9 protein-coding genes are annotated in these 17,900 nt (G+C 53.4%); 6 read left to right on the top strand and 3 right to left on the bottom strand.

Annotated elements, in window-relative coordinates:
- Positions 1 to 27: 27 nt before the first annotated feature.
- From R70331_RS01920 to R70331_RS01935, 4 genes are all read left to right on the top strand, one after another.
- Positions 28 to 1,920 (top strand): cache domain-containing sensor histidine kinase, encoded by a 1,893-nt coding sequence (locus R70331_RS01920; protein ID WP_042172404.1) that lies wholly within the window; start codon positions 28 to 30, stop codon positions 1,918 to 1,920.
- Positions 1,917 to 3,509: a response regulator gene (locus R70331_RS01925; protein WP_331281497.1), complete on the top strand. Its 1,593-nt coding sequence runs from the start codon at positions 1,917 to 1,919 to the stop codon at positions 3,507 to 3,509. The genes R70331_RS01920 and R70331_RS01925 overlap by 4 nt, the downstream gene beginning before the upstream one ends.
- A gap of 28 nt (positions 3,510 to 3,537) precedes the next feature.
- Positions 3,538 to 4,341, top strand: coding sequence for an AAC(3) family N-acetyltransferase (locus tag R70331_RS01930; protein WP_042172406.1), 804 nt, complete (start codon positions 3,538 to 3,540; stop codon positions 4,339 to 4,341).
- Between the two features lie 239 nt (positions 4,342 to 4,580).
- Positions 4,581 to 5,219, top strand: a complete 639-nt coding sequence (locus tag R70331_RS01935; RefSeq protein WP_042172408.1) for a histidine phosphatase family protein — start codon at positions 4,581 to 4,583, stop codon at positions 5,217 to 5,219.
- A gap of 386 nt (positions 5,220 to 5,605) precedes the next feature.
- On the opposite strand, the gene R70331_RS01940 is transcribed toward R70331_RS01935, so the two are convergent.
- Together R70331_RS01940 and R70331_RS01945 are read right to left on the bottom strand one after the other, a co-directional pair.
- Positions 5,606 to 6,874 (bottom strand): MFS transporter, encoded by a 1,269-nt coding sequence (locus R70331_RS01940; protein WP_042172410.1) that lies wholly within the window; start codon positions 6,872 to 6,874, stop codon positions 5,606 to 5,608.
- 28 nt (positions 6,875 to 6,902) lie between these two features.
- Positions 6,903 to 7,808, bottom strand: a complete 906-nt coding sequence (locus tag R70331_RS01945) for an ArsR/SmtB family transcription factor (RefSeq protein ID WP_042172412.1) — start codon at positions 7,806 to 7,808, stop codon at positions 6,903 to 6,905.
- 211 nt (positions 7,809 to 8,019) lie between these two features.
- Here R70331_RS01945 and R70331_RS01950 point away from each other — a divergent pair, with 211 nt between their 5' ends.
- Both R70331_RS01950 and R70331_RS01955 read left to right on the top strand, forming a co-directional pair.
- Positions 8,020 to 8,610, top strand: a complete 591-nt coding sequence (locus R70331_RS01950) for an RNA polymerase sigma factor (protein ID WP_042172414.1) — start codon at positions 8,020 to 8,022, stop codon at positions 8,608 to 8,610.
- Positions 8,582 to 9,733 (top strand): DUF4179 domain-containing protein, encoded by a 1,152-nt coding sequence (locus tag R70331_RS01955; RefSeq protein ID WP_052418880.1) that lies wholly within the window; start codon positions 8,582 to 8,584, stop codon positions 9,731 to 9,733. The genes R70331_RS01950 and R70331_RS01955 overlap by 29 nt, the downstream gene beginning before the upstream one ends.
- Positions 9,734 to 9,859: 126 nt before the next feature.
- On the opposite strand, the gene R70331_RS30235 is transcribed toward R70331_RS01955, so the two are convergent.
- Positions 9,860 to 17,752 (bottom strand): 5'-nucleotidase C-terminal domain-containing protein, encoded by a 7,893-nt coding sequence (locus R70331_RS30235; RefSeq protein ID WP_052418881.1) that lies wholly within the window; start codon positions 17,750 to 17,752, stop codon positions 9,860 to 9,862.
- Positions 17,753 to 17,900 lie beyond the last annotated feature (148 nt).

Here is a 17,900-nt window from a genome sequence, read left to right on the forward strand (position 1 = left end):
AGATGATGAGATAACGGGAGAGTGCGTATGCATAAAGGAATCGGCTCGCTTTGGAATTCTTTCAACTACTGGTGGGGGCGCAGGTCGCTGCAGAGCCGTCTGGTTGCTGCGTATATTTTTATCATCCTTGGTCCCAGTCTGCTGGTGTCCATCTATTCATTTCGGACGATTAATAATACGTATGTCCGTGATGCCGTGGATAAAAACAATTACCTGCTGCAAATGGAAAAGCTGCACATCGAAAATCAGATTGAAGTGATGGAGCGTGCGGCCCAAATCGCTTATTCAGACCAGGCAGTGAAAAGCTATCTGTCTAATGAGAGCGCTTTAACACTGGATGAGCTTGTCGATTTTAATATCTCTACCTTTAAAAATTTGAACCGTATCCAGTTGAATAACCCGGGGATTGAACATCTGCGGCTGTACTCTAATAACAAGAGTATGTATGAGATTTGGCCGATTATTTTGCGTGAAGAGCGGGTGTATAATGAATCCTGGTATCAGGAAGCGTTGAAGCTGGACGAAAGAGAGCTATGGGTATTTCAGAATGATGATCCTGATGTCATGCAGCGCAATGTCAACTTACTGACTGAAGGACAGCCAAAGGTTTCACTGCTGCGGGCTATAAGCATTCCGGCCGGTCATCACGTGGGGATGATTCAGGTTGATATGATGCTGAACAGCTTCACGCCCAAAACCTATACAGAAGTACGGGACAATCAGTCCCAGATGTTCATAGCCGATTCCGGGATGCGTCTGTTTACGCGCAAGGATCATTCTTTTACAGATAGCTATAAGCTGATGGAGAATGCGATAGCAGAGCGGCTGCAGGGCTATGGGGAAACAGGTGAGTGGGATATGAACTACAAGGAAAACGGAAGCTCCTTCCTTCTTATTCATACTCCGCTTGAGCGGATCGGCGCTTCGCTGATCAATGTGGTCTCGATGGAGGATGTGATGAAGCATATCTCCCAGACCCGCAATCTGCTGATCGGCGCCAATATCGGATTCATTTTTCTGGTTACGTTGATTGCCTATGTCATGAACGCCTTCATTCTCAAAAAGCTGCGGCTGCTGACAGAAACGATGAAAAAGGTCCGCAGAGGAGAAACGTACACCGGGCTTGCAATCCGCGGAGGCGGAGAGGTCGGGGAGCTTGCGCATCATTTTAACAAGCTGATGAACACCATTAATACGCTGGTGGCCCAGGCTGTCCATAAGGAGGCACTTACAAAGGAAGCCGAATTGCGCACGCTGCACAATCAGATTGATGCCCACTTCCTCTACAACACGCTGGAAAATATTAAGATGCTGGCGGAGATTGAGGATCAGCGGACGATCTCAGATGCCTTGACCTGGCTGGGCGGCATGATGCGCTACAACTTCAAATGGACAGGCGAATATGTGAAGCTGCGGGATGAAATCCGCCATATCCAGAATTATATTGAGATAATGAATATCCGGTTTGAACACCCCATCCATCTGGAGTTGAATATAGATCAGGTTTATATGGAAGTCGAAGTGCTGAAAATGTCGCTGCAGCCGATTGTCGAGAACAGTGTGAAGCATGCCTGGAATACCGGCGGGGCTGAGCCGGAGGGCCGCAGCATACGTATTGATGTGACGGAATCGGAGGGAGAGCTCTTTATCCTGATTGGCGATAACGGCTGCGGGCTGTCGCCGGAGCGGCTGTCCGCCCTGCATGAGAGCATTTATGCCAAAGAAGAGCAGAGCACAGAGTTTTCCGGTGCGGGAACCTCAGGCTATAAAGCCGGAGGCATCGGCCTCAGAAATGTGCATCAGCGGCTGCAGCTGTACTACGGCGGGGCTTACGGGCTGGAGCTGCAAAGTGAGCCGGGAAAGTGGACCACGGTATTCATGACGCTGCCTAAAGTACTTTTGACGGGGGATACAAGATGATGAAGAAGCTGCTGATTGTAGATGACGAGAAAATGATCCGCCAGGGTCTTAAGGCGATGATTGAACGGGAATATCCGGGAGGGTACCTGATTGAGCTGGCAGGTAACGGCCAGGATGCGCTGGATCTGTTCAGACAGGGAGCCGCTGACATCATTATTACCGATATCCGTATGCCGGTGATGGACGGTATCACGCTGCTGGAGCATTTATCGGCAGAAGCGCTGCCGGACCAGCGGCCGGCTGTGGTCATCTTGAGCGGCCATGATGATTTTGAATATGCCAAAAGCGCAATCCGCCACAAGGTGAAGGACTATCTGCTGAAGCCGATCCGCCGCGAGGAGCTGTTCGGTATCCTGGAGCAGATTCAGCAGGAGCGGCAGGTTCAGGAATCCGGCGCAAGCCGGCAGGCGCTGGAGACCGAGGGCTACCGCAAGGAGCTGCGTAACGCCCGCCTCGAACGGCTGCTGCAGCAGCAGGATGTAGAGCCTGCTCCCGAGCAGCTGGAGGAGCTGGGCCGGCTGCAGCTTCCGTATACGGTAGGCGTCGTGAACTACTACTATAATGATGGAACTCGGATGAAGCCCGGTGAGGTACAGGGGCTGCTTGAACGGCTGGCCGGACCGCTGGAGCAGCAGTTCAGCGAGCTTGTGACGGACTGGGAAGGGAAGCTGGTATTGGCTGCAGGGAGCGCTGAACCGTTCCTGAATCTTTACAGACTCGCTGAAGCGAAGGAAATTAAAGGGCTGCTGATGGGAGTGGGCGAGGTAACGGAAAGTGCGGGAGATTTTCAGAAATGCTATAAGCAGGCCTGCCGAGCGCTGCAGTATACTTTTCTGACTCCTCAGTCGGGCTATATGGATTACGGAAGCATCCGTTCTGAACGGCGCAGCTTTCCTTTGCCGGACGAGGAGCTGCGCAAGCTGCTGAATATGCTGGGAACCGAGCGGGAGAAGGAAATTAAGAGCGTGCTGGGGAGTGTTTTTCAGACGGAGCATCTGCAGCATCTGGATCTGGCTTATGTGGAAAATATGGCCCGCAGCATTAACGAACGTGTGCTGGATGAGGTGTTCCGGATGCACGGGGAGGCCTCTGTTGAGGTGCTGAAGCTGTACCGCACAGTGGGCAATCTGTATCATTACCGCCATTTCCATGACTATTACCGTGCGCTGGAGCATTTACTGCTCAGTGTGAACGATTATATTATAGGAATACGTTCTGCACATACCGAGCATGCCGATATGGAAGCCGCGCTGGCTTATATTGAGGAGCATTATGCGCGTCCGCTGAATATGGCGATGGTCAGCAATCATGTGTCGCTCAGCTATTCTTATTTCAGTGAGGCCTTTAAGGCCTATACCGGCGAGAGCTTTGTCATTTATCTCAAAAAAGTGCGTATCCGTCATGCTAAGGAGCTGCTGTCAGGCAGCCGTATGCTGAAGCTGTCCGGAGTATCGGAGGCCGTCGGATTTGAGAACAGCAAGCAGTTTACCCGTGTATTCAAGGAGCTGGAGGGCATCTCTCCCGGTGAGTACCGGATCAAGCTGCTGGGTACAGGCGGTGTCCGGCCGGAGGATAAGGAATTTTATTAAGGAATGGGCGTCTGGAGGCAATATAGAAATGGAAGAAATTCAAGGTAATCTGATTACAGTAGAGACGCTTGCGGCCGATTTCCGTAGTCTGGGTGTACAGGAGGGCATGACTCTGCTGCTACACTCCTCCTTCAAGTCACTGGGCCAGTGGGTGGCCGGCGGTCCGGTGGCTGTTATTCTTGCTTTGGAGGAGGTGCTTGGGGCGGAGGGGACACTTGTTATGCCGTCGCAGTCCTCCGACCAGACCGATCCTTCCGGCTGGAGCAGGCCTCCTGTGCCGGAGGCCTGGTGGCAGACGATCCGGGAGCAGATGCCGGCCTATGATCCGGACCTGACCCCGCTGCGGGGGATGGGCGTTATCCCGGATACGTTCCGCAAGCAGCGCGGGGTTAAGCGGAGCAGTCATCCGATCGATTCCTTTGTAGCCTGGGGGAAGCACAGGGATATCATCATTGACGGACACGGGCTGAATTTTGCCTTCGGTGAGCAGTCTCCGCTGGCCCGGATCTATGATCTGCACGGGAGCGTGCTGCTGCTGGGTGTAGACAGCCTGAATAATACCTCCCTGCATTTATCGGAATACCGGGCAGAGTATGCCGGGAAGCAGGAGGCCAACCCCGGCACTCCGATGCTGGTTGACGGGAGCAGGCAGTGGGTGCAGTTCAAGGACCTGAACTGGGATTCGGAGGATTTTGCGGCGCTTGGCGGGGATTTCGGCCGGGAGACGGGCCTGATCCGGCACGGACGCGTGGCAGCATCAGCCGCTCAGCTGATGCCGCAGCGGGAGCTGGTGGATTACGGGGTGAAGTGGCTGGAGCGGAACCGGAAGTAGGCGGCGGAGCAGCTGGGCAGAAGGGCATCAGGGCACCGATCGGATAGCGGGAGGTTTGACCGCTGGCGGGACTAGTGACCGGCGGACACGTACGTTGGGATTCGTGATAAGTAATTAGGTAGTATAGGAAGTCCAAACATTCTCAGGAGTCACGGTTAATCCCAAAGCAGCAATATTATTAGTTCAATTTATATAGTTTGATCTATATTGCTCAAGGCAGGTTAAAGGAGGAGTTACATATGGCAACAACTACGGTCTATTTAACCCGGCACGGCCAGACAGAATGGAATGTGCAGCAGCGGATGCAGGGACATCAGGACTCGCCGCTTACTCCGCTTGGGGTACAGCAGGCGGAGTGGCTTGGCAAGGGGCTGCGGGAGGTGCCGCTGGATGCGGTGTATGCCAGCTCCAGCCCGCGGACGCTGCGGACCGCGGAGATTATTCTGGGGGAACGCGGGATTCCCGTAACTGCCTGCGACGAATTCAAGGAGCTGTGTATGGGGGGCTGGGAAGGCTGTGAATCTCCGGCACTCAAGCTGGCTGAGCCGGAGCAGTTCCGCTATTTCTGGGAAGACCCGGAGCAGTTCGGTGTTGAGGGCAGTGAGACATTCGTAAAGGTGCAGGAGCGGGCGCTGAACAAGCTGCTGGAGCTTGTGAGCCGTCATGAGGGCGAGACGCTGCTTATAGTGACCCACACGGTAGTCATTAAGGTGCTGATGGCACACTTTGAAGCCCGGCCGATGAACAAGCTGTGGGATCTGCCTTACATTCATCCGACCTGCCTGTGCCGGATCGACATCAAGGATGGCGTGCCGGAGATCCTGCTGCATGGGGATATCAGCCATTATGAGTCGCCTGATGCTGTTGTGGAGTCGTAGGGAAGAAGGCTGCAGCTCCGTTACTTATTTAGGTTCGCCGGTGCAGCATAGAGCTCGAAAATCGGGCTCACCAGCAATTAATTGGATATATGCAGCCTAATTTCATCATATCTGAGGGATCCTAAGGATTAGTTGGACAAACGACACCTATTTCGGCTGAATTCGCCCTCTGAGTACGGCAACGGCAGAATTAAGCAGCCTTTTTCCACCTATTACCTTCATTCAGGGGAGTTGGCGGGTAAATAGATGACGAAAATCCACCTAATCCATTCAGCAAGACTGGGAGTCAGCCTGTCCGGGTGATACTGCGCAGGGGAGCTGAAGAATATTTACAAGCTATATAAACAGGCAGTGCCCGTTATAACGGCACTGCCTGTTTATGCTGCTTATTTGGCATGCTGCACCATCGGAACTGCAGGAATATTCCTCCTAGCAGCAAGCTGTGTCAGGTCACCGTCCAGTGCCTTCAGACCCGGCAGAAGCGCCGCCAGTCCGGCGCAGATTACCGGCAGCAGCCCCGCTGCCACGAACAGCGCCGGCACGCCGTAGAATTCGGCAACCGCCCCGCCGGCAAAAGCGCCAAGCGGCTGCAGGCCGCCGCCGATCAGGAAGCGGATGGAATTGACCCGGCCCTGATGGCTGCCGGGGACCAGCTGTCCGTGCAGCGCGGAGCTCAAAGAGCCGAAGAACGGGCCGAAGACACCGGCCGTGAATGCGGCGGCCAGGGCAAGCGGATAGCTTGGAACCAGTCCCCACAGAGCAGTGACCAGCCCGATTCCGATCAGGCTTCCGAGCATAAAGGGTCTTCTGTGTGTAATCTCTCCGATCAGCGAGACGATACTGATGCCGGTGAGATAGCCAAGTGCAGAGGCTGTAGTCAGTGAGCCCAGTGCGGCCGCATCACGGTGCAGCACCTCCCGGACATAGGGGACCATCATGGTCCAGACGGCAAAGGAGCTGAGATTGCTGACCGAAACCAGCAACATAATGATCAGCATCGCCGGGAATTGCTTATAGAAGCTGAATCCTTCAGCGATTTCTCCAAGGTAACCCCGGAGCGAGAAGCGTCTCTTTGCTTCCCGGGGCCTCGCCAGCTTCGGCAGGCTAAGCAGTGTAGCAATAGCTGCCGCATAGCACAGCGCATTAATGCCCAGTGCCGGCAACGCTCCGCTGGCTGCGGTCAGTACCCCGGCCAGCGCCGGTCCTAGCAGGGCGGCTGCACCCTTGAAGCCTTCAATGACGGCGAAGGCGCGCATCAGCTTGCGGTCACCGGCTACGCCGGGAACGACGGCTACTGCCGTGGGCAGGAAGAGCGCGGAGCAGGCGCCGCTAAGTGCAGCAGCAGCGAACAGATGCCAGAGCTGCAGCTGGCCCAGGAGGCCCATGCCGAGCGGCAGAATAATCGCCAGCAAGCGGATAGAGCCGAGGCAGGCCAGCAGGCGTACGCGGTTCAGCCGGTCGGAGAGCGGTGAGCCCAGCAGGCGGATCAGCACCTCGGGAATACCGGAGGCAAGCACGAGTGCGCCCATAGCCAGCTTGGAGCCGGTCAGCTCATAGACCAGCCATTCCATTGCCAGGAGCCCGAAGGTATCGCCGAAGGTGCTAAATGATATTGTAGCCAAAAGCCCGTAATAGCTGTTTTTTTGCTTGAACATGCGTAATCCCGCCTTTTGTTGATCCGGATCAGCTCTCCAGATAGGTTCCGATTTGCTGCGGCAGGCTCTGCAGCGCCTCCAGCCGCAGGCTGTAGGAGGTGCTCTTGCCGCTGACGTGGGCGATGACCAGTCCGGCGGCGCGCAGGGCGATCAGATGGTAATGGATCGTACTTTTGGACAGACCCACGTGCTTCACAATTTCAGTAAAGCTCAGCTGTCTGCCGGTAAGCAGCCGGAGAATATACAGCCGCGTCTCGTCAGACAGCGCCCGGGTCAGCCGCAGAAGCGCCGCCGCCGGACGTCCCTCCTCCGGAGGAAGGACATCACAGGTGTAGCTGGTGAATACATACTCGTCATAGAAGGCACTTGTCACAAGCGGCCGGGCATGATATTGGGGGATAAGAATGACCCGCTTCAGCTGCTCTGCCGGATACAGGCGCATACCGGCGGTTGCCTGTTCATAGACCTCCATGTCATTCCCGCCGCTGAGCTTCTCTCTACGGCTGTCTGCTTCGCTCTGCAGTCCCGTTAGTATCTGCGGGTCGATTCCGCCGAAATAACCGTCATCCCATACGCGCAGCATTTCCGCCGCGCTGCTGCGCAGCTCAGGCAGGTTAGCGGGGACGGATTGGCCGAAACGCCCGGACAGCTCATACAGATCTCCTGTAGTCATGCCTTCGAACCAGCTTAAAAACCCGCTGACCGTCCGCTCACCCGGACAGCTCCAGATGTACGGGTTCAAATTGAAATCCCCGGCCAGGCCGATTACCTCCCGCATCTTCTGGAGCTGTACCGGAGCGAACCGGTCCTGTACTTCACGGACCCATAGCTTGCCTGCGTCCATCGCATTATGGTTCTGCTTGTAAAGAAAAGCGTTCAGGCTGGCGATACATTCATACATAGGAGCAAAATCAACTTCAACCGTATAGCTCATGAGGTTCCTCTTTTCAACAGTCAGTTATCCATCTGTTCGAAATTAGTTCTATAAATATAGAACTTGTTATTTGTTTTAGTATATGCGAACTTATTTGGTTTTTCAAGTAACAATAATGTGCTAGCGCAACATAATTTAAATCCAAATTTTATTACACATGTCACAAAACGCGTTATTTTCAGTTATATAGGCATAGAGAGGGGAGGAGCTTATGAAGGAGCCGGCACATACCGGGAGAAGCCTGCGGGAAGAGGAGGAGCTTACAGTTATCGTGGGGCAAGTCCAGCAAGGCGCTGTGCAGGCTTACAGCCTCATTATCGAGCATTTCCAGCGTCCGATTTATTTGTACTGCTACTACCTGCTGGGCAGCCGGGGAGAGGCGGAGGATGCCGCGCAGGATATTTTTCTTAAAGCAATGGAGCATATCGGCGGCTTCAGGCAGACGGTATCCTTTTCCGCATGGCTGTACAGAATCGCAAGGAACCATTGTACGGACCTGCTTAAAAAGCGGAGCAAGGGCTTCAGGCTGTTCGCTATGTACAGGCAGCAGGCTGAGACAGAGGGGAGCGGACCGGCACTTACAGACAGGGTTCATGAGCTGCTGACCCTGCTGACCGCTGAGGAACGGCAGATCCTGCTGCTGAGGGCGCTTGAAAATTACAATTTCGAACAGATTGCCGTTGTTGTAGGCATGAATCCGGCCAGAGTGCGCAAGAAATATGAGCGCCTGCGGGACAAGCTTGGCCGGCAGAAAACGAAAGGAGAGATCAGGCTTGGGGAACCGCACAGCGATAGAGGATGAACAAGTGGGACGGCTTGAACAAATGATCAGGGATACTCCTGCGGAGGTCGATTTGACCCGTCGTATTATGGAGCGCTATGAACAGAAGCGGAGCCAAGTGAGCCGGGAGGCGGGCTCGGGGCGGAGGAGATGGCATAAGGCAGCTGCAGCGGTGGCGGCGGCTGTTCTTATCATAACTGGTGTTGCCGGAACCGGCCTGATCTCTCCGGCAGCAGCGGAAGCCCTGAGGCAGATTCCCGGAATGAAGCGGGTATTTCAGCTGGCAGGGGATCTCGGACTGCGGGCTGCGGATGAACAGGGCCTCTACAGCGAGCCGGGGGTAAGCGTTACACATGGCGGAATTACGGTGGGGGCAACGGCGGTAACCTTTGACGGCACCCGGGTATCCGTCGGTATTGAACGTGAAGCAGTGGAAGCCGGTGCATCTGTACAGGCGCAGTCTCTGCAGGAGGCTATGACGGATGTTGAGCTGTCAATTAACGGGCAGCCGCTGAATGAATACGCTCCTGCTGGCAGCAGCATCGGGCCGTTTCTTTTCCCTGTACCGGACAGTGATAAGCTGGTGCTGGAGTTTTCGGATCTGCACAATCAGGGAGGCCAGGTGTTTCCGGAGCAGTTCGGGCTCGGCTTACACTTTAAAATTGCGGGGATAGAGGAGCCGTTCCTGCTTGATAAACCGGTGGAGCTGAACACCCGGGATAATCTGGTGCTCACGCCTTCGGTTGTACGGAATAACGGGAATGTTAAGATACAGCTGGACAAGATCGAGCTGACACCGGTGACAACCAATATCACGACCCGGCTGGAGCTGGACGGGATGACGATATCCGATATGCATAGCAGCGGCAGCAGTATCGGCTTCGACTTGTTTGATGACCAGGGGAACAAGCTTCAGATGCTGTCAGGAAACGGGACGAGCGCTACGGGCAGCAGTGTGCTGGTCCAGGATTCGAGGTTTGCACCATTGGCGTCTGTACCGAAGTCTATAACCATTAAGCCGTATCATTATGTATACAAAGAGAACAGCATGAGCGAATTTCAGCTTGATGCAGAAGGGCATGTGATGGTGGAATATATCTCCGGGCTGGAAATGACTATACCGGTGGCGGAAGCCGGACAGTGATTCAGATATAGAAATAAGATGCTGTATTCACGTGAAAAAGAGGCGGCTCCTGCCGGATGATATACATCCGGGGGAACCGCCTCTTTTAATTACATTGAGCAGGGGGGACTGTCAATCCCTATGCCTTTAGTTGATAAATCCAAGTGCCTTCAAGGTCTTCTCCAGCATAGTGGCAGCTTCCGCGCGGGTAGCTGATTTCTGCGGAGCGAACGATCCGTCCGGCTGTCCCTGAATGATACCTTCAGCAGCAATCTCTGCTACTGCGGTCTGGGACCAGGCTGGAAGGGAAGCGGCATCGCTGAATTTGGCCAGCACTGCAGGGTCACTGCTCAGTGTCTTGCCGGTGTATTTCATGGCTTTGGACAGGATTGCCGCCATTTCCTGGCGGGTGATCGGGCTATTTGGCTTGAAGCTGCCGTCTGTATAGCCGGTGATCAGCCCCGCAGCAGCAGCGGTGTGTACAGCATCCGCATACCATGCACCTGCATTGACATCACTGAAGCTAGTGCCGCTGCTGCTTACTGTTGCCAGACCGAGCGAGCGGGTAATCAGGGCAGCGAATTCTGCACGGGTCACCGCTTGGGAAGGTGAGAAGGCAGTATCGCTTGTTCCGGTGATGATCAGCTTGGACGCGAGCAGTTCAATAGCCGCTTTGGCCCAATGGCTGGTAATATCGCCGAAGGTCTTGCTTGACTGGACAACAGTGTAATAGCTGTTGCTGTTACGTTTGATGGTAACTGCGGTAGTTCCGTCAGCCTGGGTAGTGAATACGGAAGGCACGAACGAGAGCTTGCCGGTTACCGGATCAAAGGAGACAGCAGTTGCATTGTCAGGATTCACTGTTTGTGTTGCCTTAATAGTACGGCTTACGTAGGTGCTGCCGAAGCTGTTCAGAGGTACGCTGTTATTACCGGCCTGAGCGGAAATGGAGAACTCAATTACCGGTGCTGCCAGGGTAACCGAACCTGCTTGTGCAGCTAATGCCTGATTCACACTGCCCAGCACAGTGGTGCTGGCCGGCAGAATGGATACAGTGATCGTAAAGTTACTTGTACCGAGCTGTGCGGCAAGTGCTGTTCCATTTACAACACTGAGCGGAAGCGAGTAAGAGGTTCCGTCGGTTGTGTTAAAGGTAAGCACCGCTGCCGGATTGGCCGCAGCCTGCTGAATCAGCACGCTGGCCGGCAGTACAGCCTGTGCTCCGCCGGTTGTAGAAGTCAGCGGGATAACCAGCTCATTGCTGCCGGCAGGCAGCGCGGCGAACTGGGCAGTCAGCGTCTCAGCTGTAAGGGTTGTTACCTGCGGTGCAGCCGTTGGTGCTGGTGTTGCTGTCGCAGTTGGTGCCGGTGTTACCACGGGTCCGCCGCCATTCGAAGGGTTGCCCGGAGTTGGTGTAGGTGTAGGCGTTGCACCCTTCAAATCCTTGATGCGTCCTTCTGTAGCATTGTTTACTGTTCCAACCTGTGCCAGATAATCTGTAAAGACTTCATAGTCCGGCAGATACAGCTCGTAATAACGTCCGTCTGCCTTAGCGGCTGCCAGGGAACGGTAGAAGTCGCCGCCGCCTGCCATGAAGGAGTTGGTAGACAGGATGTAGTAAGCCTTAGGATCAATGGCAGTGTAGCTGCCGTCAGCCTGCTTGATCTCTACAGAGACGATGCGCTCGCCGGCCTGTTCAACCACATTGGTTGTCGGGTTAATGATTTCCGCCTTTTTGGTGGAATCGTAGCTGTAACGCATGCCTGAGACTTGAGCGAAGCGGCCCTGGTCACTTTCCAGTCCGCTGACGCCGTTCTCCAGGGCAGCGATAATTTCCTGCCCGGTTACCTTCAGGGCAACCAGACTGTTGGAGAATGGCATTACCGTCAGCACTTCGCCGAGGGTGATGTCGCCTTGATCAATACCGGCGCGGATACCGCCGCCGTTCTGAATGGCTACGTAGCCCTTGATCGCGGATTGCTCTGCTTCAGGAATCAGCTTGCTTACCAGCTCTTTGGCCTTGACGTTGATACCGTCGGCAATCAGGTTCCCGAGGTTGGTCTCTTCATTACGGACCACACGGGTCAGCTTGCCGTTGATCATCCGGTCGTAGACCAGCGGAACGTCGGTTTTGCCGACTACAGTCTGACGGATAGCAGCCAGCTCAGCATCGTATTTAACGAGCATCGCTTTGGCAGTAGCATCCTCAGCATATTTTGTCGTATCGATCAGCTTGCCGTTATATGTTGTAATTACGCCTTCGTCGTCGAAGTTGACATCAAGCGCGCCGAGGTACGTGCCGTATTCACCGGTCTGTACGATCAGGGTCGGCTCAGTGTCAGCGTTGAAGACAACCGGAGCATCCAGCTTGGTGTGGGTGTGTCCGCCGACGATAACGTCGATGCCGGCAACCTCAACAGCCAGCTTCTGGTCTACATTGTAGCCCAGGTGAGAGACAGCAATGATTTTGTTGATGCCCAGAGCCTGCAGAGCTTTGACTGTGTTCTCGGCGCTGGTCTTGTAATCCTTGAAGGCGATGTTGTCGCCCGGTGAGGAGAGACCGACAGTATCCTCAGTCGTCAGGCCGAAGATCCCGATTTTCTCACCGTATACTTCTTTAATAACGGATGGATAGATGTGGCCGTTCTCTACCGGAGTAGCAGAATCTGAACCGCCAACCTTGTCTACAAAAATATCCTTCAGCTCATTGTTCTTGGTAATATAGTCGATGTTTGAGCTGATGAACGGGAACTCTGCTTTGTCGATGAAGGCTCTGAGCGCCGGCAGTCCCTTATCGAACTCATGGTTTCCGAAGGTCATGGCATCGTAGCCGATGTAGTTCATGAACTCCAGATCGGCAAGCCCTTCGAACTTGGTGAAGTAGAGCGTGCCGGAGAATACATCGCCTGCATCAAGCAGGATAGAGTTGCCGGTACGTTCCTGTTTGATAGCCGTCACACGCTTAACGACTGTCTCCAGATGGCTGTGCGTGTCATTTGTATGCAGTACTCTTAGAGAGAAGTCCTTATCAGGAGCAGCACCCTTCAGATCTGTAATGCGTCCTTCTGTACCAATGTTCACTGTCTTCAGTTGTGCCAGATAGTCTGTGAAGACTTCATAGTCCGGCAGATACAGCTCGTAATAACGTCCGTCTGCCTTAGCGGCTGCCAGGGAACGGTAGAAGTCGCCGCCGCCTGCCATGAAGGAGTTGGTAGACAGGATGTAGTAAGCCTTAGGATCAATGGCAGTGTAGCTGCCGTCAGCCTGCTTGATCTCTACAGAGACGATGCGCTCGCCGGCCTGTTCAACCACATTGGTTGTCGGGTTAATGATTTCCGCCTTTTTGGTGGAATCGTAGCTGTAACGCATGCCTGAGACTTGAGCGAAGCGGCCCTGGTCACTTTCCAGTCCGCTGACGCCGTTCTCCAGGGCAGCGATAATTTCCTGCCCGGTTACCTTCAGGGCAACCAGACTGTTGGAGAATGGCATTACCGTCAGCACTTCACCGAGGGTGATGTCGCCTTGATCAATACCGGCGCGGATACCGCCGCCGTTCTGAATGGCTACGTAGCCCTTGATCGCGGATTGCTCTGCTTCAGGAATCAGCTTGCTTACCAGCTCTTTGGCCTTGACGTTGATACCGTCGGCAATCAGGTTCCCGAGGTTGGTCTCTTCATTACGGACCACACGGGTCAGCTTGCCGTTGATCATCCGGTCGTAGACCAGCGGAACATCGGTTTTGCCGACTACAGTCTGACGGATGGCCGCCAGCTCAGCATCGTATTTAACGAGCATCGCTTTGGCAGTAGCATCCTCAGCATATTTTGTCGTATCGATCAGCTTGCCGTTATATGTTGTAATTACGCCTTCGTCGTCGAAGTTGACATCAAGCGCGCCGAGGTACGTGCCGTATTCACCGGTCTGTACGATCAGGGTCGGCTCAGTGTCAGCGTTGAAGACAACCGGAGCATCCAGCTTGGTGTGGGTGTGTCCGCCGACGATAACGTCGATGCCGGCAACCTCAACAGCCAGCTTCTGGTCTACATTGTAGCCCAGGTGAGAGACAGCAATGATTTTGTTGATGCCCAGAGCCTGCAGAGCTTTGACTGTGTTCTCGGCGCTGGTCTTGTAATCCTTGAAGGCGATGTTGTCGCCCGGTGAGGAGAGACCGACAGTATCCTCAGTCGTCAGGCCGAAGATCCCGATTTTCTCACCGTATACTTCTTTAATAACGGATGGATAGATGTGGCCGTTCTCTACCGGAGTAGCAGAATCTGAACCGCCAACCTTGTCTACAAAAATATCCTTCAGCTCATTGTTCTTGGTAATATAGTCGATGTTTGAGCTGATGAACGGGAACTCTGCTTTGTCGATGAAGGCTCTGAGCGCCGGCAGTCCCTTATCGAACTCATGGTTTCCGAAGGTCATGGCATCGTAGCCGATGTAGTTCATGAACTCCAGATCGGCAAGCCCTTCGAACTTGGTGAAGTAGAGCGTGCCGGAGAATACATCGCCTGCATCAAGCAGGATAGAGTTGCCGGTACGTTCCTGTTTGATAGCCGTCATACGCTTAACGACTGTCTCCAGATGGCTGTGCGTGTCGTTCGTGTGCAGGACTCTCAGGGAGAAGTCTGCATTCAGGTCGATCTGTGCCAGGACAGGATCATGATCGGACACTCTTCCGCGGTCTGCCGGGAAGTCAGCATTGAGATGAACAACATCAATTTCGGAGGATGCTGTCAGGTTTTTGCTTACCAGAATATGATCAAGCACCTGTGAGTTGCCGTCGTACGTATAAGTGTAGCGTTCGTTCAGCGGCAGCTTGTCGATCAGGTTATCAAGCTCAGTTCCTTTAAGAATGGTTGCTGTCTGGGTGAACTGGAAGTCATTAAGATCACCAAGCGCAACGATGTTCGCCTCAGGGTTGGCTGTAAGTACCTGCTTAACAAAACCGTTTACTACTGCAGCGATTTTGTGGCGCTGGGTCTCACTTGAAAGCACAGGAGGCTGTACATTTCCGAAAGGACCGTTATCACCTGATTTGGAGTTGAAGTGATTAGCAATTACAATCACTTTTTCGCCGTTAAATTCAAACTGGGCCGCAAGCGGTTTGCGCGAGCTGGCAAAAGCAGTGTTAGTAGGGTCGATTCTGCCTGGATTGTAGCTCAGCTCATCCGCAGCTGCGTCGTAGCTGACAGCCTGGGTAGCAGAGCCTTTTTGACTGTTAATACTGTCTGACAGTTGTACTCTTGCTGTATTATAGAGGAAGCCGACACGGATATTTCCGCCCGGCGCTCCGCCGTCCGCGTTATTTACCGGAGCAATATCAACATAAGTGTACAGCGGGCCTCCAGCTGCCTGAATAGCCTGAATCAGCTCGGCGGCACTGGCCTCCACAATACCGTTATTGCCTTCCCCGTCGCTGTCCTGCATTTCAACAACGCCGATGATATCCGGTTTTTTCAAATTCGTAGTGATGGAATCGGCCAGCTTCTGAATCTTTGCTGCTCCTACACCCGGATAGTAGTTCTCGATGTTGTAAGAAGCAATCAGCAATTTGTCCGCATTCACAGTGATCGTTGAGGTTTCTTGCTTGAATGTGCTAGGCGTAATGCCCGGCAGGCTTCCGTTGTCTGGAATAACCTTGTAATTGCCGTTGTTGTAGCCGATAACACCTGTAACATTACCGTTAAACTTGTCACCTGTACCAACTTGCTGTCCAGGATCGCCATAAGCAATCAGGAGGCGCTGGGGATTAAGGTTGTCTGATCCCTTCAGGACAAGTCCTCCGGCAGGTGTAACTACATCCTGCGTTGTGTTCTCTACTCTTACAGGAATGTTGTACAGCATTGAATTACCGCCGCCGCTTGTCCAGTAAGGACTGATAATAGTCGGGCTTGGCAGGGTAACCCGCATGCCTTCAAGTGATTCGTAGAAATCTGCAGCATCTTCAGAAGGCTGGAATACAGTCAGTCCGTCATTGTCGATGATGGAGTCCGGAATAACCCGTCCGCCTTTGCCCAGTACGACTGGTGCCGGCAGTTCTACGTCCTTGGCAATCGTTGTGATGGAGCTGAGTGTAATCTGGGTGGAAGTCAGGTTGCTGCTGCTTCCTTCGTTATATTCGGAGACAAGCCCTGTAACTGCCACATGATCGCCGATTGCAGGCTTCAGGCTGGCATTAGTGCTGTATACGAAAATCCCTTCCGAGGTATTGATGTTATCATCAGGTTTAGGGTCCTGGATGAAAAAGCCCTTATAATTGCCGTTTGCAAATGTATATCCAAGCTCTGTAACGATACCCTCTACATCCGTAACCGTCTGTCCGGCAAAGCTGGAGGTATGGGATTCGCCCTGAATGTCATGGATACGCGGCTGTCCTGCAGCTTTGTATTCAAAGGTGTATACTTTGCTGGTCTGGCCGTTCAGTACAGCAACAGCCTTAATTACAATGTCTTTGTCGACGGTGACAGGTGCTGTATAGAGTGTGCTTGCCGCCGTCGGCGTTGCACCGTCAATGGTATAGTGTACTGTTGCTCCGGCAGTAGGGCTGGAGAGCGTTACTTGTCCGCCGATAATGATCGGACCCGCACCCGGGCTGGCAATGACGGAGAACAGCTCCTCTACCAGGCTTTCTGCACCAAGCGGAATGAACTGATAGGTTGTATTGTACTGCTCAATTACACCTGTAATCTGATCGAAGTGTTTACCCACAGCAAGCTGGGAAAGTCCGGAGTAGATAGTGAATGTCTGATTGCCTTGGCTGGCAATGACAGTACTTCCGTCTTTGCTGTCGATGGTTACATCCTTGAGCGTAACAAGCTGTGCTTCATGAGCTTCACCGTTAGCTGTTGAAAGATCGGCAGCAGTAATCACCTTGGGAGCCGGAACGCCTGCGTTCTCAGCAGTCACCTTATAAGTGAGGCCGGTAACCGGCTTGAGCTCCTGCAGATTGCTGTAAATATCCATGGCTCCTTGAACCTCTACACGGTCACCGACCTGTGCAAATGCCGGGAACCCGTAAAGCACGATAGCTGCCGTGTCATCCTGAATGAACGTTTTCGCACCGTCGATGCGTGTTACAACGCCTTCAGTCCATACATTATCGCCTTTTTCAGCAGGTCTTACTGCGGAGACATTCTGTTTTGTCAGGATAGAATAGTCAAAAGTCGACACCGTGCTGTACACATTATCCGCGACAGAGGCATACGCCTTAATTGTCGTCGGCGCGTTCAGCTGGATAGGTCCGCTGTACGGCGTGTATGCGGCTGAAGCGCCGTCTATGTAAACTGCGGCATAGACTGATGCGCCTACTGTAGCTGTATTAAGGGTAATTGCTGTACCCTGCGGCCACGCACCCGATGCCGGTGCAGCGGTTACAGCCTCAACAGCCTGCTTAATACCGTAGCTGCTGTTGCGCGGGTCTGGGGTTTGAACTACGAAGTCGTTAGCATTGTTGTCTGTGTCTAGGCCGCGGCTGTCAGCCGGAGCGCCTTCGGCAGCTTTACGGATAGCTGCCAGCGTAGCACTGATTACGCCGGTAGGACCACTGCCTTCATATGCAGTAGCAGCTCCCGCACCTACCATATCAACGCTTACTTCTGCGTTGTTTACTAGATCAACCTTACCGCCGGCTGCTCCCATTGCTATGTTTCCTGTTGCATCCGGAGCCGGCAGTTCCTTGGTGCCGCCGGCACCTGCTGCCTGTTGAATCAGGAAGTACCCGTTAGCTGGAATCGTTCCCTGCAATTCGGTGATGTTTTTCGTTGTAGCAAGATCGCCGCTTGCACCGGCACTGGCATACCTCACCTTCCATCCGTCAAGGCTCACTGCCTTGTCAGTAGGATTATATAATTCAATAAAATCATTCTTGAGTTCTGCGCCGCTGTTGCCTCCGCCGCCATAAACCTGTGAGATTACAATATTACTGTTATCTGTTGCTGCCTGTGCAACTTGTCCGGCAGGCACTACGATACCGATCATCATCAGCATTGCCAGTCCTGCGGACAGCCATTTCTGCATCCTGTGAGAAATAACCATTATTCTAAACCCACTTCCTCTCAAACTATGATTTACAACCTAGTAAGTGTAACATCCATTTGTAAAATGAAAGGTTGTCTCACATGAATATATATTAATTTTATATTAAATAAAATTAAAAGGCGGAAAGTTTATACAATACGCACAA

Source organism: Paenibacillus sp. FSL R7-0331 (assembly GCF_000758645.1).
GTDB lineage: Bacteria > Bacillota > Bacilli > Paenibacillales > Paenibacillaceae > Paenibacillus_AQ > Paenibacillus_AQ camerounensis.